The organism is Paraburkholderia phenazinium, assembly GCF_900142845.1.
Classification (GTDB): Bacteria; Pseudomonadota; Gammaproteobacteria; order Burkholderiales; family Burkholderiaceae; genus Paraburkholderia; species Paraburkholderia phenazinium_A.
Window position 1 is genome coordinate 2,331,221 of the sequence record NZ_FSRU01000002.1, and the last position, 22,303, is coordinate 2,353,523.

Below are 22,303 nucleotides of genomic sequence, written 5' to 3' on the forward strand. Positions count from 1 at the left end.
ACCGCTACCCGTGCCTGCCGACGGAGAACTCGTCGGGCTAGATTCACCGCCCGCGCCACCCCCACCGTCCCCTTGTCCGCCGTGTCCTGCGATACCCAGCGCTCCTGCTCCGCCGGCACTCTGCGCCTGCCCGGACACTGCGCCCCCCATCAACCCCAAGGCGAGCATCGCAGTCACGACCTTGCGCATTGGCAACGAACCTACCGCACGTCCTGCAACCACACCGGCCTTGCCGCCCCCCGTTTTCCCGCGCGAATTTGCCAGTTCCGATGCCGCCACCCACGTTTGGCGCGCATGGTTCCACACTACGCGATAGATACCGTTCACTTTTTCGATTCCCCGTATGCGCCAACCGTACGGGGGCAGGCATCGGCTGCGTTGATGCAGCGAGACGCCTGCTTCCTCCGTGCTGTTTCGATGTGTTTCTTTTCTGTTTCGCCGTAACCACGTAACCGCGCGCGGACTTCAGGCAGAGAGATCGTTGGTTTTCGCATGGTTCTGCCCGACTCCCCGTCTATACATGATTTGGATTTCTAATCATGTACGGTCACCATACAAAGTCTTTATCACTGCGGCACGCGGCCGCCGTGCCCGACGGCGAAACTGTCACCGGGCACGGCGTCGTGCTTATTGCGCCGTCGGAGCGAGCTGAAACACGCCCGCGCTGGTCCCCTCGGCCGTCACATACAGATTCTCGTTCGAGCCCACCGCGATCGCGGTAGCCCCGGTTACCGTCGACAACGTCGTGACGACGCCGGAGGACGGGATGATCTGTCGCAAAGCTCCACTACCGGAATCCACCACATAGAGGTTGTTGCTCGCGTCTACCGTGATTGCGCCCGGCGCGTTGAACGACGCCGCCGTGGCCGTGCCGTCGGTGTCCACCGCGCTGCCCGATCCAGCCAGAACGGTCGGCGTGCCCGACACGATCTTGAACACCTCGTTGTGGGTCTGGTCGGTGACGTACACGTTCTTGTTCGAGTCCACCGCTACAGCGTAGGGCGTGAACGTCGACGTGCCGCTCGCCAGTGTGGCGACCTTCGTTCCACTCGATGTGTATTCCGTCACCGTGGCCGGACTCGTGCCGGTGTCCACGACGTAGACGTTGCCGCTGGAATCGACCGCCGCGCTGTTCGGATGGGTCAACCCGGTCGCTGCCAGGTAGCTGGCCGTTACGCTGGCCGACAGCGGATTTGGCAATTCGACGATGTAATCGTCCCCGCCATCCGCCTCGTACAGCGTCGAATTCGTCGCGCTGTAGGTCATCAACCCCGCCGACCCTGCTGCGGTGTAAATGAACTGCGGAGCGGCACTGCCCGTGGGAATTCCGAACACGTCCCCGAAATTGTTATCCGATGCGTAGACGTTGCCGCTGCCGTCGACTGCCACACCCACCAGCTTCGTGCCGTCGCTCGTGCCACTCGCATTCCTGGCGGATCCAAATGCAGCCGCGCTGACCAGCGAAGTCGGGCTGGTCTTATCGACCGCGCAGCTCACGCCGACATTGGTGACGTTGACTGAAGACGTGCCGCTGCCTTGACTCACGGTACAGTTCCACCATGCCGGCTGCGACACGACTGTCACGGCGTATGCCGAACCCGCAGCAACTGCCGTGGCGAACGAGAACGCGCCGCTTGCGCTCACTGTCACCGGACCGCCGCCATTGTTTTCCAGCACCAGCGATGCACCGGCCGGCAGCCCGCTCACCGTTCCAGACACCGTATAGCTGCTGGCGCTTGCGCTATTCGAAGCACTGCTCTTGCCGACGTTATCGCCCCCGCAGGCAGCCAGCATCAGACACATGGCCGCCCCCGCAGCCAACGGACGCAACTGCCCCATCATTCTTGTCATAACCCCGCTCCATTGATTTTTTGTTCTACCCCGATTGCCCCGATTTTTCTGCGCTAGCCCAAGCCGCAGATTTCTGCGATTTCCAACCGTAGGGAAGGTACTGCACCCAAATAGCCGGGGTAAATACTGCATCCGTAGTATTTGCAGCGCGGAGCAACGGGTTCGGAGCGTTACCGATTATTAAACGGCGCGCGCGAGGGCAATGTCGTCAGGCAGGTTGCGCATCGATCAGGGCCCGCAGTTCTTGCGGGTCGAGTGGCTTATGCAAGACGCGAAAGCCGCTTGACGAAGCCGCATTGATGCCATCAGCCGAGGTGTCGCCGGTAATGATGATCGCCGGTATCGTGCGCCCGATGGACCGGAACACGGCGTGGATGACATCCACCCCCGTCACATGCCTTGCCAGCCTGAAGTCCGTCACGATCATTTCCAGTACTAAACGATGCGACTTTGCTGCCACGATCGCCTGCTCCAGGGATTGCGCGGCGACCACCGTGTGGCCCCACGCTCGCAACAGCGTCTGCATGCTGGCAAGTACGTCGCGATCGTCGTCGATCACCAGAACAGCCTTCTGTGCGCGGCCCGAAACCGGTTCGCCGTGTCGCTCGCTCATTGCGGCGCGAGGCGCCTCGATATGCTGCAACGCCGGCAATCGCACGGAAAAGAGCGAGCCGCGGCCTGGCGCCGACTGCACCGCGATGCGCGCGCCGAGCAGTGCCGCCGTGCGCTGCACAATGGCGAGGCCGAGGCCCAGTCCTTGTTCCCGGTCGCGCGCTGCGTTGCCGACCTGGTAGAACTCCCGGAAAATGCTCGACAGTTGGCTAGACTCAATGCCAATGCCGGTGTCGAATACCTGGATCTCCACCTCCCCCTTGCGGCGGCGGCAGGCCACCAAAATGCCGCCACGGTCGGTATAACGCACCGCATTCGACAACAGGTTGGACAGCATGTTGTGAAGCAGGACTGCATCGGTTTCCAGCCAGATCGAAGTTGAGCGGATCTTGAGTGTCAGCCCTTTGGACAACGCGGCCTGGGAGAACTGATTTTCCAGTGCGTCGAACTCCTGCTGCAACGGAAAACAGCGCGGTTCGACATCGATCACGCCCGCATCCAGACGCGAGATATCCAGCAATACGTTCAGCAATTGCGACATGCCTCTCAACGCCGTCCGAAGCCGTTCGGCAATGTCATTGAGCGCTGGGCGCTCAATGGTCGGTGCCTGGGCGATGGCGCGCAGCGTCGCGATGTAGAGGCCGAGCGCATGGGTTGGCTGACGCAGGTCGTGGCTGGCGGCGGCGAGAAATTGCGATTTGCTTTGATTGGCGAGCTCGGCGCGCTCCTTTTCCTCGGTCAGTTGCCGGATCAGGGTAACGTTCTCAAAGCGCAACAACACCGCATCCCGCACGGTACGTTGCAAGGTCCGGCTAAAGGCGAGGTTGACCCCCAGCAGAAAGAGCGACAGGAGTCCCAGCACCGAAAACAACGCATTTCCGTACACAAAGGAACGAATGGCAAACGGCAGGACGGTCGGCAATACATAGGCGAGATAGGTCGGCCACCAGGAGGATAGCGATGCCACCGAACCGCCGCTCATGCCGGCCAGCACAATGCAGATCAGAGCCGTCACGATCGTGTCGTGCGGCGCAAAGAACAGAATGCCCATGGAACCCCATAGGCAGCCCGACATGCCGGAGAACAGGACGTATGTCCAGGCGCGCCTGCTGGCTGTCCCGGTGGGATGCTCAGTCGCTCGACGATCGCGCCACACCATCACGATCCGGATGGCGGTCAGCACGTAGATTGCAGCAGCCCAGCCCAGCAGAGCGCGTTGCGAAACCTCGCGCCACAACAGGAAGGTCGTCAGGCTCACTACGGCGATATTGCCGAAAAGAATAGGCGGCGACTGGCGGTAAAGCGTGTTGACCAGTTCGAGTCGCACATTGGCGCTATATTCTTGAGGTATCTTTTTTGCCATCTTGAACGCGCGTATCCGATCTTGTTTAAAGTCGGGTTTCCGTAAAATCCTGTCCGCCGTATGATGCGGCTTTATCCGGGATCATTTTGCATTGTCGCAAAAGAATCGGCTTTGGGGCGCCCGAGAAAGTAATGAAAGAAAAATGAAAAAAATCGTACTTGCCGAAGACCACGCCATTATTCGCGATGGCTTGAAGTTACTGCTGATGACTCGGACTAACTGGCGCGTAGCGGGCGAAACGGGTGACGGTCGGATGGTCAGCCAGATTGTGCGAGATACGCAGGCAGATTTACTGTTACTGGATCTGGATTTACCTGGCTATCCCGGCGTCGAACTGGCACAGCAAATCAAGGCGCAGTCTCCACAGACCAGAATCCTGGTTGTGACGGGCAGTCAGAATCCTGCAGCGGTCAGATCGGCCCTGGCCGCTGGCGTCGACGGGTATCTGCTTAAACACGAAGATAGCGACGAACTTCTTCATGCCATTTCCCTCGTCTTGTCGGGCATCCGCTATGTGAGCAAGGCACTCGCCCATGTGCTGGAGATCGCGGACTGCACTGCCGCAACGTCGATCACGGCGCGGGAAAAGGAAATCCTTGTGCTGATCGCCAGCGGACACTCCAGCCAGGACATCGCAGAACAACTGAATGTGAGCGTGTTGACGGTACGCAAGCACCGGCAGAATCTGATGTCGAAACTGTCGTTGCATAACGTTGCCGAAGTGACGGCGTATGCAATCCGCGATGGCCTGAGGAATTGATGTCATGGACCCATCGCGCAACGCCATGAATATCTCTTGAAAATTCTTGTAGACGACTGGTCTACTATCGGCTAAAGTCAGCACATGGCTACCGCAAACACATCCGAAACAGTCGACGTCCGCGAGAACATTATCGCTGTCGGCCAGCGTCTCATCGGCGCCAAAGGGTTCTCGGCCGTGGGCCTGAACGAGATTCTGTCGGAGGCCGGAGTTCCAAAAGGGTCCTTCTATCATTACTTCGGGTCGAAAGATGCGTTCGGCGTGGCAATGCTGGAAAGTTACTTTGAGGAATACCTGGACGACCTTGACCAAACGCTCGCTCAGCCCGGCCTGAACATGGCGCAACGGCTCATGAACTACTGGCGCATATGGCAGGAAACCCAGTCGTTCTTCGACTGCCAGGGCAAATGCCTGGCGGTGAAGCTAGGCGCCGAGGTGGCGGACATGTCGGAGGCGATGCGCGCTACGCTCAATCGCGGCACGGCAGGAATCGTCAGCCGACTGGCGCGAGCCCTCGAAGCCGGCGTGGCCGAGGGCTCGCTTTCGGTCGCGGGCGATCCGCAGAGCGTCGCACAGAGTCTTTACCAGCTCTGGCTGGGCGCCAGCATCATGGTCAAGATCGTTCGCAACGTGCAACCTTTCGAAACGGCGTTGATGACAACGCAGCAGATGCTCCACCTTGCTCCCTGAAGAATCGGGCGGCAAACGCACTTCTCCGGAAGTGCTTTTTTAGGCCTCGAAACTAGACGACTGGTCTACTATTTAGACACGATTCACCCACCGACTCACTCACCCGACGGAGAAGCAACATGAAAGTACTGATGGTTCTGACCTCGCATGACCAACTGGGCAACACAGGCCGCAAGACGGGTTTCTGGCTCGAAGAACTGGCGGCGCCCTACTACACGTTCATGGAAGCCGGCGCGGAAATCGTGCTGGCTTCACCGAAGGGCGGCCAGCCGCCGCTCGACCCTAAGAGCAACGAGCCGGCCAACCAGACCGAGATGACGCGCCGCTTCGAACTCGACGCGCAAGCGACCGCGCAGCTTGCCGCCACGGTGCGGCTCGACAGCGTCTCGCAGGCGGACTTCGATACGGTCTTCTATCCGGGCGGTCATGGCCCGCTATGGGATCTTGCCGAAGACAGGAACTCGATCGCCTTGATCGAATCGTTCATCGCCGCCGGCAAGCCCGTCGCGCTCGTTTGCCACGCCCCTGGCGCGCTGCGCCACGTGCGCACGGCAGATGGCGCGCCGCTAGTCGAAGGCAAGAAAGTCACCAGCTTCACGAACTCCGAGGAAGCCGCCGTCGGGCTGACGGACATCGTGCCGTTCCTCGTGGAAGACGAGCTCAAGGCCAAAGGCGGCGTCTATTCGAAGACCGACGACTGGGCGCCGTACGTCGTTGCCGACGGTTTGTTGATCACGGGACAAAACCCCGCTTCGTCCTCGCCGGCCGCAGCCCTTCTGCTTGAGCACCCGGCGCTCGCCGCAAAGTGAGCGACATCGACAAGGCCGTCGAAGCCGATGAAAACGCGTGTTCGCCCAGGACTCGATGATGCACGCTTAAAAGCAGCACGGTCTAATATGGTGGTATTCGCACCGGCTCGAGTCCGTTAGCGGCTCGCCGGTGCACCCCGCAACCGAACCCGGAGATCCCATCATGCAGATTGCGAAAGTCGTAATCGGAGTGGCCGCCCTCGTCGGCGTAACGGCGGCCTATGCCGACGGGTTCGACATCACCCGATCCCTCTCGAACGGGCGTGAGCTGCGCCTAGTCGAACACACGGCGGAATGCGATGGCGGCCCCGGTGCGTTCATCTACCGGCAAGGCAAGCGGCTCGATCAGACCTGCCATGTCAGCCTGACTGCAACAGGCGCGACCGTGATCATGCCGGCTTTCGAGCCGCGGATGTTCTTCCCGCGCGACACGTTGTACCCAAACTAGCGGGAGGAAGTGTCAGTTTGGCACGGCAGTGAAGCCGTTCGATCGCGCATCCGCTCAAACCTCGCCATTTCCAACGCCGTAAAAACAAAGCGCCGGCCAGCTACCAGGTCGGCGCGGGTCGGCTGCGGCCGATTTCCAACCCATTACGGACATCAGGCCCCGACGGTATATCTGACGGTATACTGACCGCCGGTCAAGACTTGCGGTGCCCCAACATGCGACAACAGGACTACTGGCATGCTTCGTAAATTGAGCGTTTACGGTTTCAAATCGATCCACGAGGAAAGCATCGACCTGGGCCGTGTGAACTGCTTCATTGGCGCAAATGGTGTTGGGAAGAGCAACGTTCTGGAAGCGCTAGGCGTGCTGGGTGCCGCGGCCAATGGGGTCGTCGATGATGAAAGCCTGCTTCGTCGAGGCGTACGCGCCGGCCTGCCGCGACTCTACAAGAGTTCGTTCTCTTCTGAACGAACACCTGCCCATATCGGCATCGGCATCGTGGGGAGTCACGAGGAGGCATACCGCGTCTCTCTACTGAATCCTCTCGATTCACCCGAGCCTGCCTGGTCCTACAAAACTGAGGTCCTATCGGATGGGACGCACGAAATAGTGTCCGACGGCGTTCGCAGCAAAAAGAATCTGAACCCCCAATCGGGCCTGGCGGCACTGAAGCTGGTGGACCTGATGCCTGAGAACGCTGCGGCAAGATTAATGCAGCGCTTGCAAGAGTACGCAATCTATTGCCCCAACACGCCCTCGCTGCGCGGCATCGTTCCCGATGTACAAGCGCGTCAGCCCGTAGGACTTAGCGGAGGCCAGCTAGCGGAAAGTTTCGACGCATTGCGCAAGCATCTGGAAAGCCAGGGCGACGAGGGCGAGGAAATATTAGATCAGGTGCTGGAGTTGATCGACTGGGTAGCCGACGTGCAAACCACCAGTCACGGCGGCTCGCTGATCTCCAGCAAGGTCCCAAGAACCACGCTGATGCTGAAGTTCACCGACCGTTTCATGAACAGATCGCGCAACGAGTTGACCGCTTACGATGCCAGCGAGGGGGCGCTCTACATCCTGTTTTGTGCGGCGCTTTGTCTATTGCCCAAAGCACCCAAAATCCTGGCGATCGACAATCTGGATCAAGCGCTGAATCCACGCCTGCTGGCGAAGCTGACGACCTTCCTTGGTCATTGGCTGATGCACAATGGCCCCGATCGCCAGCTACTGTTCACCGCACATAACCCCGCCGTACTGGATGGACTGGACCTGTCTGACCCGGAGATCCGGTTGTTTGCCGTTGAGCGCAACAGCAATGGTTTGACAGTCGTAAGACGCGTCGAGTTGACTGAGCAGTTGGCGGAGATGAACCTGCAGTATCCGCTATCCAGGCTCTGGATGATGGGACATCTGGGGGCGGTGCCGAATGTCTGACTTGCATATTGCCCTGGTTGTGGAAGGCGACACCGACCTTGTCATTATTGAAGCAGCGCTCAAAGCGATTCTCCAACGGCCTTTCATTCTGACCAAGCTTCAACCGGAAGCCACCGCGCCCAAGATGGGCACAGGCTGGAGCGGTGTTCTGAAGTGGTGCCATGCGTCGGGCCAGCGGCATGGCGCGGATCTCGACAGCGACCCAACGCTTCAACAGTTCGATCTACTGATCATTCACCTGGATGTCGATGTTGCCGGGGAGCAGTACACCAATGCGGGAGCAACGATTGAAGCGATGGCCGTGCAACACGGTTGGCAGGCACTTCCTTGCGCACAACCCTGCCCTCCCGTCGCAGATAGCGTTTGCGCGCTGACCACCACGCTGGATAGTTGGCTAACCCCGGCTAGCAGAGGGGCGAAAACCGTACTATGCCTCCCTGCACAGGCATCTGGAACGTGGCTTGCCGCTGCAACGCTCCCGGCCGGTCATCCACTGCTGGCTGCTGCGGAATGCAATGTCAGCGTCGAATCCAACCTTGGCAAACTGGCGCTGAACCAACGAATCCGCAAGAAAGTGCGCGAGTATCAGGCGAAGGCCCATTCGGTGACAACCAATTGGCCTGCCATCAAGGCAGTCTGCACACAGGCGATCGCTTTCGAAACGGCCGTTCTCGCGGCGCTCTGATTGGCCGGCGCCGCGCGCGCACATTTCCCCTTCCGGATCCGGCGTATGCTCGGGTTCGCCACCGGTGCAGTGGTCACTGACGCCGCTCGCGCCTATACTGCCCACAGCCGATTGCAGTCGCCATGGAGCATGCATAACAAGTCGGGCGTCGCAAGTCGGACTCATAACTGGAGGAAGACAAAATGAAGCGATTCGTGTCCCGCTGTATGGTTGCCGTCTCAACGATCATCGTCTGTTCGCTGTCGGGGCTGGCGCACGCGGATGCTGCTCATCCGGTGGTGGCGCTCCTGCCCGGTGTGGTCGATCCGTTCTACTTCACCATGCATCGCGGCGCCGAACGAGCCGCCAAGGAAGAGAACGTCGAGTTGCTGTTCCAGGTTCCCAAAGAATGGAACACTAGTGAACAGGTACCTATCCTCAAGGCGTTTATCGCCAAGCATCCCGATGTCCTGCTGATTTCGCCCGTCGACAAGCAACAGCTGATTCAACCGCTGAAAGAAGCCGCCGACGCCGGCATCAAGGTCATTACCGTCGACACCTATATCGGCGACGGCCACTACCAGACCGGCAAGGGCGATGCGGACTTCCCTCTTTCCTATATTGCTTCGGACAACCTGGAAGGCGGCCGCGTCGCGGCGCGCGCGCTGGCCAAAGCCATCGGCGACAAGGGCACGGTCTATTGCGAGAACAACAAGCCGGGCATCTCGAGCACCGACGCGCGTGCCGAAGGCTTCGCGGACGAGATGAAGAAGCACCCGAACATCACCGTGCTGCAGACGCTCTACAACGAGGATGACGCCAACCAGGCCGCTGCTCACGTCGCCGCGGTATTGGCGCGCAATCCGAATCTGGCCGGCGTGTTCGGCGCCAATACGTTCTCCGGCAGCGGCGCGGCTCAGGGGGTCAAGGCGGCGGGCAAGCAGGGTATCGTCAAGGTGGTGGTATTCGATGCGGTGCCGGGTATCGACAAGCAGATCAAGAGCGGCCTCGTGGATATCGCCATCGCGCAGCGCCCGGACGAAATCGGCTACTACGGCGTCAAGTTCGCCGCCGACGTGATCCACGGCAAGAAAATTCCCGCCCTCAAGAGCACGGGCTTCGAGGTTCTCGACAAGAACAACATCGACCAGCCCGACATGCAGCAATACATCTATTCCAACTAGCCGAGGCCAGGCTGGCCGACGTCATCTTGCGCGGTGCGCAAGTACGTCCGTCCTCCCTGCGTGCGCGGCTGCGCACGCGGGTTCTGCTCCTGATAACGCGGATAACGCCATGGATAGCTCGCGTCTCGACAAGATCGCGCTGATTACCAAGCTGTGGCCGTGGCTGTTCCTGTGCGCCCTGCTCGTTTTTTTCGAGGCGTATGCGCAGGTCTCGGCTCATCGGTCGTTTCTTTTCAACGCCTACAACCTGCAGTCGATCGGTCTTGCGGCCGCTGCCCCGCTGCTGTTGGCCATCGGCCAGACCTTCGTGATCATCACGGCCGGCATCGATCTGTCCGCGGGCTTCGTGATGGGACTCGCGGCCGTTTGCGTCGCACAGTTCACGCTGTTCGGCAGCGGCTCGCCGTGGATCCTGATCGTGTCCATCCCGCTCACCATCTTGGTCTGCCTGATTCCCGGGCTGGTCAACGGCGTGCTGATTGCGTGGCTTGGCGTGCCGGCCTTTATCGGCACGCTCGGCATGTACGGCGTGGCGCGAGGCGCGGGCTTTCTCGCGGCCGGCAGCGGCATGACCGTCTCGGTGGACAACGCGGGCCTCGTCTGGCTTGGCGCCGGCTGGACGCCGGTCGTGCTGACGGCGGTGTTGCTGATCGTCATGCATCTGCTGCTCTCGAAAACGCGTTTTGGCCAGTACACCTACGCGATTGGCGGCAACCCGCAATCGGCGGTGCGAGCCGGCATCAACGTCAAGCGTCACCTGCTGGTGGTGTATCTGATCGCTGCAGCGTTCGCCGCGATCGGCGGCATCATCTATACCGCGCGTTTCGCGGCCGGCGCCGCCAACGCAGGCGAGCCGATGCTGCTCGATTCGATCGCGGCGGTGGTGATTGGCGGCGCGAGCCTGTTTGGCGGGACCGGCAATGTGGTGGGGACGCTGATCGGCGCGTTGATCATTGCGGTGATCCAGTTCGGGCTGGTGTTTATCGACGTCAATGCGTTCTGGCAATTCATCGTGGTGGGCATCGTGATCATCCTGTCGGTGCTGATCGATCAATACAAGGACCGTCTGGGGGGCGCGCAATGAGCACACCGATCCTTGAAGTGCGCGACGTCTCGATCCGCTTTGGCGGGGTGGAGGCGCTCAAGCACGTGTCGTTGCGACTGATGCCGGGCGAGGTGCTGGCGCTGGCCGGCGACAACGGCGCGGGCAAGTCGACGTTGATCAAGATCATTTCGGGCGTGTACCGGGCCGATCAGGGCGACCTGCTGTTCGACGGCGCGCCGTTGCAAATGCGCGATCCGCAGGACGCGCGGGCGCAGGGGATCGAGACGATCTATCAGGATCTTGCGCTGGCCGACAACCTGGACGTCGGCAGCAACATTTTCCTGGGACGCGAACCGACGCGCCGGCAACTGGGCTTCCAGGTGATCGACCGGCCGCGCATGGCGCAGGTGGCGCGCGAGGTGCTGAAGCGCCTGGACATTGTGATACCTGAGCGCAAGCTGGGTGGACCGGTGAAGATGCTCTCGGGCGGCCAACGCCAGGCCATTGCGATTGGCCGGGCGATCTACTGGAATGCCCGGGTGCTGATCATGGACGAGCCCACGGCGGCGCTGGGCGTGCCGGAGCAGCGCAAGGTGATGGAGCTGATTGCGACGTTGAAGGCCGAGGGCGTCTCGGTGATCCTGATCTCGCACAACCTGCACGACATCTTCGCGATTGCGGATCGCATCGTCGTACTGCGACGCGGCGAAGTGGCGGGCGAACGGCAGGTCCCACAAACCAACGGCGACGAGATCGTGCATTTGATGGTCGGCGACACGTACGTAAATCCAGGCGACGCGAGCCATTAGACGAAGAACACGCATCTAATAGGCACCCGTGACCGCCCATAGATGCCTGGCAGCAGGCACGGCCACACAAGCAACCGCGAATGCCCTCCTCGCAGACCGTCCGCGGACGGTTGACCTATAGTGATATTCGCCCGGCGACAGCGAGTGAAACGAACGCGGCCGGCGTGGCGAGCTGGACACCACTGACGATGGACAAGGAGAGTCTAGATGGCGGGAGACGGCATGAACCGACGCGAGATGCTCGCGCTGCTGGGTGGAATGGCATCGTTGTTGGTGGCGGGGGGAACGGAGGCGAGCCCGATCGACACAAGCGAGACGATGTACACGTTGCCGGAGGACATCAAATTCGTGGGACAGGATGGGGCACCGCCGAAGAGTGTGGAGAGTGCGTTCCTGTACAGCAACCCGGGGAGGGAGGGCATTTACTACGCGCTGTTACGCTGGCATCCGGGATACATGAGTGCGCCGCACAGCTACGCGACGGATCGACTGTGCGTGGTGATATCGGGTACGTGGTGGATTAACAGCGGGGTGGACTTCGACCCGGGACACACGGTCCCGGTGAAAGCCGGCACCTTTGTGCGCCGCATAGCGCGCACGTGGCACTATGACGGCGTGCCGCGGGGCGGGGCGGAACCGGCGACGATAGCGATTTGCGGAATAGGCCCGGTGGACATCCGTTTGGCGGAGCCGGACAAACCGCTGGCGAGGACGGTATAAAAAAGCGCCAGCCGCGTAGCAAACCCAACGGCGGAGCGCGAAGCGCAACGCTGGAGCGGATGACGGCCTTGTCACTACGCGGGAAAACGCGAGGGCGGCCCTCGTCTCGGACCACTCTGGGCGGCCAAACAGAGGTGGACACCTACGAGCTAGCGGTGTGAGCCCGCTTTCTTTGCTTACTTTCTTTGCGGCGGCAAAGAAAGTAAGTGCCGCCCCGCACAGGGGCAACGCCAATAGACCACTAACCAAGCAAGTAAAGGCCAACACCGTAGGTAAACAACCGAAAAGCGAAGGTAAATCACCGCCTCGCCCCGGCCCCTGCCAGAGCAGCCTGCGCCCGCATCAACCACTCCCGATTATGCTCCCGCGCATGACGCGGCCAATGCCGTGCATCTTGAGCGATCTCGGCATACAGACTATTAGCCCGCTGGCGATCCAACTCATCCCCTTGTGCCGCGAGCCAATCGGCAAACAAACACCGCGGAGCGGCATCACTGGCACAGGCAAGCGCCTGCTCAAAAGCGGCCCGCGCCGCGGGCGAACCAAGCGCAGCGAGCGTCCGCGCGTACAACAGAGCAGATTCAGGCTGCTGCCGAGCCTGCGAATTAGCCGCAAACAACCGCCCGAGGCTGGCATCCGCAGCAGCATACTGCCCAACAGCAAACTGAGCCTTGGCCATCCCCAACAGCAAAGCAGGATCGGTAGCAAAAGGCCCATTCGCAGCCGCCTGATAATGCTCGAGCGCTTCATCCGGCTGACCGGCCTCAAGCAAAGCCGCCCCCAACCGCATCCGATGCTCGACAGTAGGCGCCCGATCGAAGTTAACCCGCGCCTCGCGCACAGCACGATTAGGATCCACCAACTGCGTAATAGCCCGCGAGGCAGCCCGAGCCCCCCGCGACTGCCGCAGGCTCGGCAAATAGATCGCAAACAGATACACGAGACTGCCGAGCAGCGGAAAAGCGAACAGCAGCAACAGCCAGTACATGTTCTGCTGAGTACGCACCACGTGCACTGCAAAGAACAGCGCAACAATGACGTGAAGACCGATTCCGAAAAATGACATATTGATTCGACTTGAGGCCCAGGGCGAAGCGATAAACGGCCGCGCCGGACGAAGACGCGCAGCCACCACGGGGACGCGGAGAAGATCGACGCCCCTCGACGGAACGCAATCCGTCGATTTGCTGCATTGCAGAGCCCATAGTCTACCGAAGACCGGGTAGAGCGATGTTCCGACCGGTGTGCGAGGGCCGCCGAACCCCTTCGCAGGCCCGCCAAACGGCCTATCCCGTTCGGGGGAACGACGCGGACTCGCGCGTGGCGTAAAATACGCGCTTTCCCGAAACTCTCGCCAACATGACGCTCTCCTCCACACTTGAGATCATCGCCGAACTGAAAGCCGGTCGGATGGTGATACTCGTCGACGAAGAAGACCGCGAAAACGAGGGCGACCTCGTGATCGCCGCCGAATTCGTCACGCCGGAAGCGATCAACTTCATGGCCCGCTACGGCCGGGGGCTCGTCTGCCTGACGCTCACCCAGGAACGCTGCAAGCTGCTGAACCTGCCGCTCATGACGTACCGCAACGGCACGCAATACGGCACGGCGTTCACCGTCAGTATCGAGGCGGCTGAAGGCGTCACCACGGGCATTTCGGCGGCGGACCGCGCCCGCACGATCCTCGCCGCCGTCGCGCACGACGCGCGGGCCGAACATATCGTGCAGCCCGGTCACGTGTTCCCGATCATGGCGCAGCCCGGCGGCGTGCTGGTGCGCGCCGGCCACACCGAAGCCGGCTGCGATTTCACGGCGCTGGCGGGGCTCACGCCTGCGGCGGTGATCTGCGAGATCATCAAGGACGACGGCACGATGGCGCGCCTGCCCGACCTGATGGAGTTCGCGCAGGAGCACGGCCTGAAGATCGGCACCATCGCCGACCTGATTCACTACCGCAGCCGCACCGAATCGATCGTGGAGCGGATCTGCGAGCGCACCATGCAGACCGCGCACGGCCCGTTCCGCGCGGTCATGTACCTCGACCAGCCGAGCGGCCAGCCGCACATCGCACTGGTGCGCGGCACGCCCACGCCGGAGCAGGACACGCCGGTGCGGGTGCATGAGCCGCTCTCGGTACTGGACCTGCTCGAAGTCAGCACGTCCACCCACTCGTGGACGCTGGACGCCGCCATGAAAGAAATCGCGGAACGCGAGCTCGGCGTGGTCGTGCTGCTGAACTGCGGCGATTCGAAAGATCACCTGATCGACGTCTTCAAGGCGTTCGATTCGAAAGACAGGGCCGACGCACTCAAGCGCCGCCCGGTCGACTTCAAGACCTACGGCATCGGCGCGCAGATATTGCGCGAACTGGGTGTCGGCAAGATGCAGGTGCTGTCGAACCCGCGCAAGCTGGGCAGCATGTCGGGCTACGGTCTCGAAGTCACCGGCTTCGTGCCGATGCCGGGCTGCCCTGCCCAGACGCCGCAAACGCCTTGACCGGCGCCCGCGGCGCAAAGCTGATCCGACCATTCACGCGCATTAGCGCTTACTCAAACAACACTACGGACTGACTATGGAAATCGGACAATACCAACCGAACCTCGACGGCGACGGCCTGCGTATCGGCATCGTTCAGGCGCGCTTTAACGAGCCCGTCTGCAACGGCCTCGCGGATTCGTGCATCGAAGAACTCGAACGCCTCGGCGTCACCGGTGAAGACGTGCTGCTCGTCACCGTGCCGGGCGCGCTGGAAATCCCGCTGGCGCTGCAAAAGCTCGCCGAAAGCGCCCAGTTCGACGCGCTAATCGCGCTCGGCGCGGTGATTCGCGGCGAGACGTACCACTTTGAACTGGTGTCGAACGAAAGCGGCGCCGGCATCACGCGCATCGGCCTCGACTTCGGCATTCCCGTCGCCAACGCGGTGCTGACCACCGAAAACGACGAGCAAGCCGTCGCGCGCATGACCGAAAAAGGTCGTGACGCCGCTCGCGTGGCCGTCGAAATGGCTAACCTCGCGGTCGCGCTCGAGCAACTCGGCGGCGACGACGAAGAGGAAGACGAGGACGACGAAGAGGAACAGGCATGAAGAGCGCTCGCCGACGTTCCCGCGAACTGGCCACGCAGGGGCTGTATCAGTGGCTGCTGTCGGGCGCGCCCGGCGGCGAGATCGACGCGCAGTTGCGCGGCGCGCAGGGCTTCGACAAGGCGGATCACGAGCACCTGGACGCGCTGCTGCACGGCGTGATCCGCGACTCGGAAGCGCTGTCGGCCGACATCGCGCCGTGCCTCGACCGTCCCATCGACCAGCTTTCGCCGGTCGAACGGGCGGTGCTGCTCGTCGCGGCATTCGAGCTGAAGAATCACGTCGACATTCCGTACCGCGTGGTGATCAACGAAGCCGTCGAACTCGCCAAGACGTTTGGCGGCGCGGATGGCTACAAGTACGTGAACGGCGTGCTGGACAAGCTGGCGGCGCAACTGCGCGCCGACGAAACACAGGCGGCCCGCAAGCGCTAGGCGGTCGCACGCGGACCGGCCCGCCGGAGCGACGCGCTGCGGGCAATCTTCCGCAGCGTGTCGCTCCGGCGGCAGGCAGCGGGCGGGGTCGCCCCGGTTGCACTGCGCCGCGCCGGATCGGGCCGGACCCAGCCGGACTGCACCGCACCGGGAACCATATGCGCCAGGCGCGCCAAGCCCTTGAAACCGCACTTACTGTATGAACTCCGTGACCGAACCATTGGTGCGGCTTGCTGCGCGTGTCGACGCCATCCAGCCTTTCTACGTGATGGAACTGGCGAAGGAAGCCGCCCTGCTGGAGCGCGAGGGACGCGACATCATCCACATGGGCATCGGCGAGCCCGATTTCACCGCCCCCGAGCCGGTCATCGAAGCTGCCGCGAGCGCGCTGCGCCGCGGCGTCACTCAGTACACCAGTGCGCTCGGACTGCACGCATTGCGCGAGGCGATTGCCGGACACTACGCGCAGGCCTACGGCATTCGCGTCGATCCGGCGCGCATCGTGGTCACCGCCGGCGCTTCGGCCGCGCTCTTGCTCGCGTGCGCAGCGCTGGTCGACCGTGACGATGAAGTGCTGATGCCCGATCCCTGCTATCCGTGCAACCGGCACTTCGTCGCCGCCGCGGAAGGCAAGCCGGTGCTGGTGCCGAGCGGCCCGGCCGAGCGCTTCCAGCTGACCGCCGCGGATGTCGAGCGTCTCTGGAACGAACGTACGCGCGGCGTGCTGCTCGCGTCGCCGTCGAACCCCACCGGTACCTCCATCGAACCGGCGGAATTGAAGCGCATCGTCGAAGCGGTCCGCGCGCGCGGCGGCTTCACGATCGTCGACGAAATCTATCAGGGCTTGAGCTACGACGCGCCGCCCGTCTCCGCGCTGTCGTTCGGCGAGGACGTGATCACCGTCAACAGCTTCTCGAAGTACTTCAACATGACAGGCTGGCGGCTCGGCTGGCTGGTGGTGCCGCCGTCGCTGGTGGGCGCGTTCGAGAAGCTCGCGCAGAACCTGTTCATCTGCGCCTCGGCGCTTGCGCAGCACGCGGCACTCGCGTGCTTCGAAGCGGACACGCTCGCGATCTACGAAGCGCGCCGCCTCGAGTTCAAGCGGCGCCGCGATTTCATCGCGCCGGCGCTCGAATCGCTCGGATTTTCAGTACCGGTGATGCCGGACGGCGCCTTCTATGTGTACGCGGATTGCAGCCGGGTCGCCCACACGGCCGCCGGCGACAGCGCCGCGCTCACCCAAGCCATGCTGCACGACGCAGGTGTGGTGCTGGTGCCGGGCATGGACTTCGGCAATCATGCGCCGCGCTCGTATATCCGCTTGTCGTATGCAACCGCGTACTCGAAGCTCGAAGAGGCGGTCGAGCGTTTGCATGGGTTCTTTGGGCGCTGAGCGGATCCAGGCGGGACTGAACCGGACGAACGGCCGAGCGGCGCGCTCGTCAAGCAACACGAGCACGCCGCCAAAAACAAAAAACTTCGCCGCATGAAAAAAGGCACCCGCGGGTGCCTTTCCTATTTGTCCTGCCGGTGCTACGCACGACCTTTACCGCGATGCCGCTGCCGCCATTCAGGCGCCCAGCTCCGAGGTCGAAGCATGCTTGGTCGCCGTGCTGGCGTCGTCCTGTTCCGGCGCCTTCACCGGGGTGGTCGCGGTCAGCGGATGCGCCGCATCGAGCGTCACCTGGACACGCTTGACCGGTGCCGCTCCGCTAGCCGGCGCCGCCACCGACGCAGTGGTCGTGACCGGCGCTTGCGGTGCGTTGATCGGCACCTTGCGGCCACGTGCCACGTCGCGCAGACGGCCACGTTCGGCCATCACCTTCGCGCCATAACCGCCGTCGTCCTGCGTGGTCGAGCCCACATAGAGACGCAGGCCGCCCGGCAATGTACCGCCGCGAGCGATGCAGTCCTTCAGCACGAGCGCCCCAACCTTGATGTTGGCAAGCGGATCGAGCGCGGCGCTTTCGCCGCCGAAATACTGGAATTTATCCGAGTGCACCTTCGACATGACCTGCATCAGGCCCTGCGCCCCCACGCCGCTTTCGGCATACGGGTTGAAGCCCGATTCGATCGCCATCACGGAGAGCAGCAGCAGCGGATCGAGTCCGACTTCACGGCCGGTATCGAACGCCGCCTTGACGAGTTCGCTCACCGGTTCCTGGGCGACGCGATAGCGCCGCGCCAGATAGGACGCCACCAGATCCTGCTCGCGGGTGGAGACCAGCACGCGGTCGTCGCGGGCGTCGGCCGCCACACGTTGCGAAGGAATCAGACGCGCCAGCGCGCTGATGCTTTGCACGGAATGCGGGTCGAGCGCGTTGAACGCCGTGACGCCGAGACCGCTCGTGCCACTGCCGTCAAAGGCGCCGTCATAGCTCGTGTTGCTGGTTGCGCCATTGCTGGCGTCGCTGCCGGCCGCATTGGCGGACAGCGAATCGTCGGACGACACCCCGTTGGAGGGCGCGAACGACGGCAGCGGGTTGCCCTGCAACAGACGGGCGGGGCCGGCCTGCACAGCGGCAGAAATGACCGGCATCAGCTTGGCAGCCAGCGTACCGCGCCAGGTGGGCATCAGCCACAGCGCGAGCGCCAGCAGGATGGCGGAACCGCCAACAATGCTGAACAGATGATGACTCATACGCGTACCGCGACGCAAAACACCGCGCATGGCTTGCGCAAGTTTCTCGTCGGGACGCCACGTTAACCAGGCGTTCATTCAGATCTCCCATCTTGCATGATCTGCGAACCCCACCGGTCGAGCCGGCATCAAAACACGTTCGCAGAGTCAAGACGTCGCGTGCTCTGGTTAGGGCAGCAGCGGCGTCGGGAATACGGCATAACCGTCGGTGGGGAGCCATCTCGGAACTGCTCGGCGCCGTGCCTAAAAAGCACGCACGCAAAGGCTCCCACGCGAAAAACCAGCGTCAGGTCGCGCTGGCGAGGACTGCAAAAAAGGCCGTCAAATACCGTGCAGGGGGGTCGGTAAGCGGTGACGCGTTGCGTCGTAAGGACCGGGGGGCGGTGGTAAAAACGTTCACGCCCTGCAACCAATGTGGACGGATTCTAGCAGGGTTTAATAGATCGTCAACACTATAGAACCGCAAATGTATAACTAATTGTAATAACGAACAGTGTTCAGCAGGTGGAAACCCGCGCGCTGCGCGCCTCTCAGGTCAGTTACAGATTCGCGCCGTAACGTGCGCTAACCAACGCAGGTAAAATCGACAATCGTTCATGCGCGCTGCCTGGCTGTCGCGCCCCACTTTCCCGCCGCGCTGCGCGGCTCTGTATCCGGACCAGATGAAATACAAAGACCTGCGCGACTTCGTCGACCGTCTCGAGACGCTAGGCGAACTACGCCGTATCCCACAAAACGTCTCGCCCGTCCTGGAAATGACCGAGCTATGCGACCGCGTGCTGCGCGCCGGCGGCCCGGCATTGCTGTTTGAGAGCCGGCAGAGCCATGCGTTCCCGGTGCTCGGCAACCTGTTCGGCACGCCGCGGCGCGTCGCGCTCGGCATGGGGATCGAAAGCGGCGAGCAGGACGGCGATAGCGGCGCGCTGGAGTCGCTGCGCGACGTCGGCCGCCTGTTGTCGGCCCTGAAAGAGCCGGAGCCGCCCAAGGGCCTCAGGGACGCCGGCAAGCTGATCTCGCTCGCCAAGGCGGTCTGGGACATGGCGCCCAAGACGGTGAACGCCCCGCCCTGCCAGGAAATCGTCTGGGAAGGCACCGACGTGGACCTCGCGAAGCTGCCGATCCAGACCTGCTGGCCCGGCGACGCAGGGCCGTTGATTACATGGGGCCTGACGGTCACGCGCGGCCCGAACAAGAGCCGCCAAAACCTCGGCATTTACCGCCAGCAACTGATCGGCCGTAACAAACTCATCATGCGCTGGCTCGCGCATCGCGGCGGCGCGCTCGATTTCCGCGAGTTCGCGCTGCAGAACCCGGGCAAGCCGTACCCGGTCGCGGTCGTGCTCGGCGCCGACCCGGCCACCATCCTCGGCGCGGTCACGCCGGTGCCCGACACGCTCTCCGAATACCAGTTCGCGGGCCTGTTGCGCGGCGCCCGGACCGAACTCGCGAAGTGCATCACGCCGGGCGTCGACACGCTGCAGGTGCCGGCACGCGCGGAGATCGTTCTGGAAGGCTTCATCTATCCGCAGGAAGGCGTCCCCGCGCCGGCGCCGGCCGGCGCGCCGCCACGGCCTACAAAAGGAGCAAGCGCCGCATACGAACACGCGCTCGAAGGTCCTTATGGCGATCACACCGGCTACTACAACGAACAGGAGTGGTTTCCGGTGTTCACCGTCGAGCGGATCACGATGCGCCGCGACGCGATCTACCATTCCACCTACACGGGCAAACCGCCTGACGAGCCCGCCGTGCTGGGCGTCGCGCTCAACGAAGTGTTCGTGCCGCTGTTACAGAAGCAGTTTGCCGAGATCACGGATTTCTATCTGCCGCCCGAAGGTTGCAGCTACCGGATGGCAATCGTGCAGATGAAGAAAAGCTACCCCGGACATGCCAAACGGGTGATGTTCGGCGTGTGGAGTTTCTTGCGACAATTCATGTACACGAAGTTCATCGTCGTGGTGGACGAGGACGTGAATATTCGCGACTGGAAAGAAGTGATCTGGGCCATCACCACGCGGATCGATCCGGTACGCGATACGGTGCTGGTCGACCGTACGCCGATCGACTATCTGGATTTCGCCTCGCCGGTCGCGGGACTCGGTTCGAAGATGGGCCTCGACGCCACCAACAAATGGCCAGGCGAAACCGATCGCGAATGGGGCCGTCCGATCGAGATGGACGCCGCGGTGAAACGGCGCGTCGATACGTTGTGGACAGAGTTGGGCCTGTAGTTTCAGCCCGGAATTCAGCCCAGAAACTGCGCCAGCCGCGCCAGATCCACATTGCCGCCGCTGAGCAGCACGCCAACCCGCTTGCCCTGCACCGGCACGATGCCGCTCATCACCGCAGCGGCGGCGAGGCAACCGGTCGGCTCCACAACGATCTTCATGCGCTGCGCGAAAAAGCGCATCGTCTCGATCAACTGGGCATCCGTCACCGTCACCACCTGTTCCACCAGACGCTGGATGATCGGAAAGGTGTACAGCCCCAGATGCGTTGCCGCTGCGCCATCCGCGATGGTGTGCGGCACTTCGATATGCACAATCTCGCCACGCGCCAGCGACTGCTGGCCGTCGTTGCCGGCCTCCGGCTCGACGCCGATCACCTTGCAGTCGGGGCTTAACTCGGCCGCCGCCAGCGCGCTGCCGGCGAGTAATCCACCACCGCCCAGACACACGAACAGCAGATCGAGCGGACCGGTTTGCGCGAGCAGTTCCGTCACGGCCGTCCCCTGCCCGGCGATCACATGCGGATGGTCATACGGCGGAATCAGCGTCATGCCGCGCTCGCGCGCGAGCCGCTGGCCGATCGCTTCGCGATTTTCCTTGTAGCGGTCGTAGATGATCACTTCGCCGCCGTAGCCTTGCGTCGCGGCCACCTTCGCGGCGGGCGCGTCGTGCGGCATGACGATCGTCGCGCGCATGCCCTCGAGCTGCGCCGACAGCGCGATGGCCTGGGCATGGTTGCCCGACGAAAAAGTCACGACGCCGGCATCCCGCTGCGCATAGTCGAAGTGCGACAGCGCGTTATAGGCGCCGCGAAACTTGAACGCGCCCATGCGCTGGAAGTTCTCGCATTTGAAGTAGATCGACGCACCGGTGCGTTCATTGGCCGTGCTGGACGTGAGGACCGGCGTGCGATGAGCGACACCCTCGAGACGCGCAGCGGCATCGACGACGTCGACATAGGTGGGAGCGGGGAGCACTGGCATCGGCGGGGCACTCCAAAGCAGGGAAAGAAGAAGGCATTCTCCCAGCTTCGTCCGCAAAACGAAAACGGCGTAACGCGGCAATCAAGCCTGCGTTACGCCGTTGCGATCCCTCATGCGCTGCGGTTCAGGTGACTGACACCTGCCACTCACCTGCAGCGCGCGTCGCATGCGCGACGATTAGCGGCGATAGTAGCCGTGCCCGTAGTAACCGTGGCCGTAATACCCGTGCCCGTAATAGCCGCGGTGGTAGTACGGACCGCGATAGCCGTAGTAGCCATAACCACCGCCCACCACGACAACCGGCGGCGCATAGACGACCGGCGGAGGCGGCGGTGCGTAATACACCGGCGGTGGCGCGGCATAAACCGGATAAGCCGGCGCCACAGGAATGCCGATCCCGATACCGACGGACACGTGCGCCTGCGCAGCGGTGGCGAGCCCCACACCCAGTGCAGCGGCAACAACAAACGGAATGATCTTTTTCATTTTCTTCTCCAAGCGCGGCCGGATGACCGTGTCGCATGACCATGCATGCTATGGAATTCAATGTATCGA

The 22,303-nt window shown here is 62.4% G+C and carries 21 protein-coding genes and 1 pseudogene; 15 read left to right on the forward strand and 7 right to left on the reverse strand.

Features of this window, described 5'->3' with window-relative positions:
- Positions 1 to 216 precede the first annotated feature (216 nt).
- From BUS12_RS39695 to BUS12_RS27410, 3 genes and pseudogenes are all read right to left on the reverse strand, one after another.
- Positions 217 to 327, reverse strand: a pseudogene (locus tag BUS12_RS39695) (ESPR domain-containing protein); the annotation flags it as partial.
- Positions 328 to 627: 300 nt separating this feature from the next.
- Positions 628 to 1,851: an NHL repeat-containing protein gene (locus tag BUS12_RS27405; protein WP_143788475.1), complete on the reverse strand. Its 1,224-nt coding sequence runs from the start codon at positions 1,849 to 1,851 to the stop codon at positions 628 to 630.
- A 208-nt stretch (positions 1,852 to 2,059) separates the two neighbouring features.
- On the reverse strand, positions 2,060 to 3,790 hold the full coding sequence (locus BUS12_RS27410; RefSeq protein WP_253190223.1) for an ATP-binding protein: 1,731 nt from the start codon (positions 3,788 to 3,790) through the stop codon (positions 2,060 to 2,062).
- 178 nt (positions 3,791 to 3,968) lie between these two features.
- On the opposite strand from BUS12_RS27410, the gene BUS12_RS27415 reads away from it, so the two are divergent.
- From BUS12_RS27415 to BUS12_RS27460, 10 genes are all read left to right on the forward strand, one after another.
- On the forward strand, positions 3,969 to 4,586 hold the full coding sequence (locus BUS12_RS27415; protein WP_074300520.1) for a response regulator: 618 nt from the start codon (positions 3,969 to 3,971) through the stop codon (positions 4,584 to 4,586).
- An 84-nt stretch (positions 4,587 to 4,670) separates the two neighbouring features.
- Positions 4,671 to 5,276 (forward strand): TetR/AcrR family transcriptional regulator, encoded by a 606-nt coding sequence (locus tag BUS12_RS27420; protein WP_074300521.1) that lies wholly within the window; start codon positions 4,671 to 4,673, stop codon positions 5,274 to 5,276.
- A gap of 119 nt (positions 5,277 to 5,395) precedes the next feature.
- On the forward strand, positions 5,396 to 6,085 hold the full coding sequence (locus tag BUS12_RS27425) for a type 1 glutamine amidotransferase domain-containing protein (RefSeq protein WP_074300522.1): 690 nt from the start codon (positions 5,396 to 5,398) through the stop codon (positions 6,083 to 6,085).
- A 163-nt stretch (positions 6,086 to 6,248) separates the two neighbouring features.
- Positions 6,249 to 6,533, forward strand: a complete 285-nt coding sequence (locus BUS12_RS27430; protein WP_074300523.1) for a hypothetical protein — start codon at positions 6,249 to 6,251, stop codon at positions 6,531 to 6,533.
- 237 nt (positions 6,534 to 6,770) lie between these two features.
- Positions 6,771 to 7,958 carry an AAA family ATPase gene (locus tag BUS12_RS27435; RefSeq protein WP_074300524.1) on the forward strand — a complete coding sequence of 396 codons (1,188 nt, stop codon included), beginning with the start codon at positions 6,771 to 6,773 and terminating at the stop codon, positions 7,956 to 7,958.
- Positions 7,951 to 8,643, forward strand: a complete 693-nt coding sequence (locus BUS12_RS27440) for a hypothetical protein (RefSeq protein ID WP_074300525.1) — start codon at positions 7,951 to 7,953, stop codon at positions 8,641 to 8,643. The genes BUS12_RS27435 and BUS12_RS27440 overlap by 8 nt, the downstream gene beginning before the upstream one ends.
- A 182-nt stretch (positions 8,644 to 8,825) precedes the next feature.
- On the forward strand, positions 8,826 to 9,806 hold the full coding sequence (locus tag BUS12_RS27445) for an ABC transporter substrate-binding protein (RefSeq protein ID WP_074300526.1): 981 nt from the start codon (positions 8,826 to 8,828) through the stop codon (positions 9,804 to 9,806).
- Between the two features lie 109 nt (positions 9,807 to 9,915).
- Positions 9,916 to 10,890, forward strand: coding sequence for an ABC transporter permease subunit (locus BUS12_RS27450; RefSeq protein WP_074300527.1), 975 nt, complete (start codon positions 9,916 to 9,918; stop codon positions 10,888 to 10,890).
- Entirely contained in the window at positions 10,887 to 11,660 is a 774-nt protein-coding gene (locus tag BUS12_RS27455; protein ID WP_074300528.1) for an ATP-binding cassette domain-containing protein, read from the forward strand. The genes BUS12_RS27450 and BUS12_RS27455 overlap by 4 nt, the downstream gene beginning before the upstream one ends.
- A 222-nt stretch (positions 11,661 to 11,882) precedes the next feature.
- Positions 11,883 to 12,380: a cupin domain-containing protein gene (locus BUS12_RS27460; RefSeq protein ID WP_216352738.1), complete on the forward strand. Its 498-nt coding sequence runs from the start codon at positions 11,883 to 11,885 to the stop codon at positions 12,378 to 12,380.
- Between the two features lie 298 nt (positions 12,381 to 12,678).
- On the opposite strand, the gene BUS12_RS27465 is transcribed toward BUS12_RS27460, so the two are convergent.
- On the reverse strand, positions 12,679 to 13,446 hold the full coding sequence (locus tag BUS12_RS27465; RefSeq protein ID WP_074300530.1) for a tetratricopeptide repeat protein: 768 nt from the start codon (positions 13,444 to 13,446) through the stop codon (positions 12,679 to 12,681).
- A 293-nt stretch (positions 13,447 to 13,739) separates the two neighbouring features.
- Between BUS12_RS27465 and ribBA the strand changes: the two genes are divergently transcribed.
- The 4 genes from ribBA to BUS12_RS27490 all read left to right on the forward strand — a co-directional run bounded on the left by ribBA (position 13,740) and on the right by BUS12_RS27490 (position 17,289).
- A complete protein-coding gene (ribBA, locus tag BUS12_RS27470; RefSeq protein WP_074300531.1) occupies positions 13,740 to 14,876 on the forward strand; it encodes a bifunctional 3,4-dihydroxy-2-butanone-4-phosphate synthase/GTP cyclohydrolase II in 1,137 nt (378 codons plus the stop codon).
- Between the two features lie 76 nt (positions 14,877 to 14,952).
- Positions 14,953 to 15,465, forward strand: a complete 513-nt coding sequence (gene ribH / locus BUS12_RS27475) for a 6,7-dimethyl-8-ribityllumazine synthase (RefSeq protein ID WP_074300532.1) — start codon at positions 14,953 to 14,955, stop codon at positions 15,463 to 15,465.
- Positions 15,462 to 15,896: a transcription antitermination factor NusB gene (gene nusB / locus BUS12_RS27480; RefSeq protein ID WP_074300533.1), complete on the forward strand. Its 435-nt coding sequence runs from the start codon at positions 15,462 to 15,464 to the stop codon at positions 15,894 to 15,896. The genes ribH and nusB overlap by 4 nt, the downstream gene beginning before the upstream one ends.
- Before the next feature lie 199 nt (positions 15,897 to 16,095).
- Positions 16,096 to 17,289 carry a pyridoxal phosphate-dependent aminotransferase gene (locus tag BUS12_RS27490; RefSeq protein WP_074300535.1) on the forward strand — a complete coding sequence of 398 codons (1,194 nt, stop codon included), beginning with the start codon at positions 16,096 to 16,098 and terminating at the stop codon, positions 17,287 to 17,289.
- A gap of 177 nt (positions 17,290 to 17,466) precedes the next feature.
- Here the strand turns inward: BUS12_RS27490 and BUS12_RS27495 are convergent, their stop codons facing one another.
- Positions 17,467 to 18,615, reverse strand: coding sequence for a lytic transglycosylase domain-containing protein (locus BUS12_RS27495; RefSeq protein ID WP_074300536.1), 1,149 nt, complete (start codon positions 18,613 to 18,615; stop codon positions 17,467 to 17,469).
- 584 nt (positions 18,616 to 19,199) lie between these two features.
- Here BUS12_RS27495 and BUS12_RS27500 point away from each other — a divergent pair.
- Positions 19,200 to 20,768 (forward strand): UbiD family decarboxylase, encoded by a 1,569-nt coding sequence (locus tag BUS12_RS27500; RefSeq protein WP_074301737.1) that lies wholly within the window; start codon positions 19,200 to 19,202, stop codon positions 20,766 to 20,768.
- Between the two features lie 14 nt (positions 20,769 to 20,782).
- Here the strand turns inward: BUS12_RS27500 and BUS12_RS27505 are convergent, their stop codons facing one another.
- Together BUS12_RS27505 and BUS12_RS27510 are read right to left on the reverse strand one after the other, a co-directional pair.
- Positions 20,783 to 21,748, reverse strand: coding sequence for a threo-3-hydroxy-L-aspartate ammonia-lyase (locus tag BUS12_RS27505; protein ID WP_074300537.1), 966 nt, complete (start codon positions 21,746 to 21,748; stop codon positions 20,783 to 20,785).
- Between the two features lie 177 nt (positions 21,749 to 21,925).
- Positions 21,926 to 22,234, reverse strand: a complete 309-nt coding sequence (locus BUS12_RS27510; RefSeq protein WP_074300538.1) for a hypothetical protein — start codon at positions 22,232 to 22,234, stop codon at positions 21,926 to 21,928.
- Positions 22,235 to 22,303: the final 69 nt, after the last annotated feature.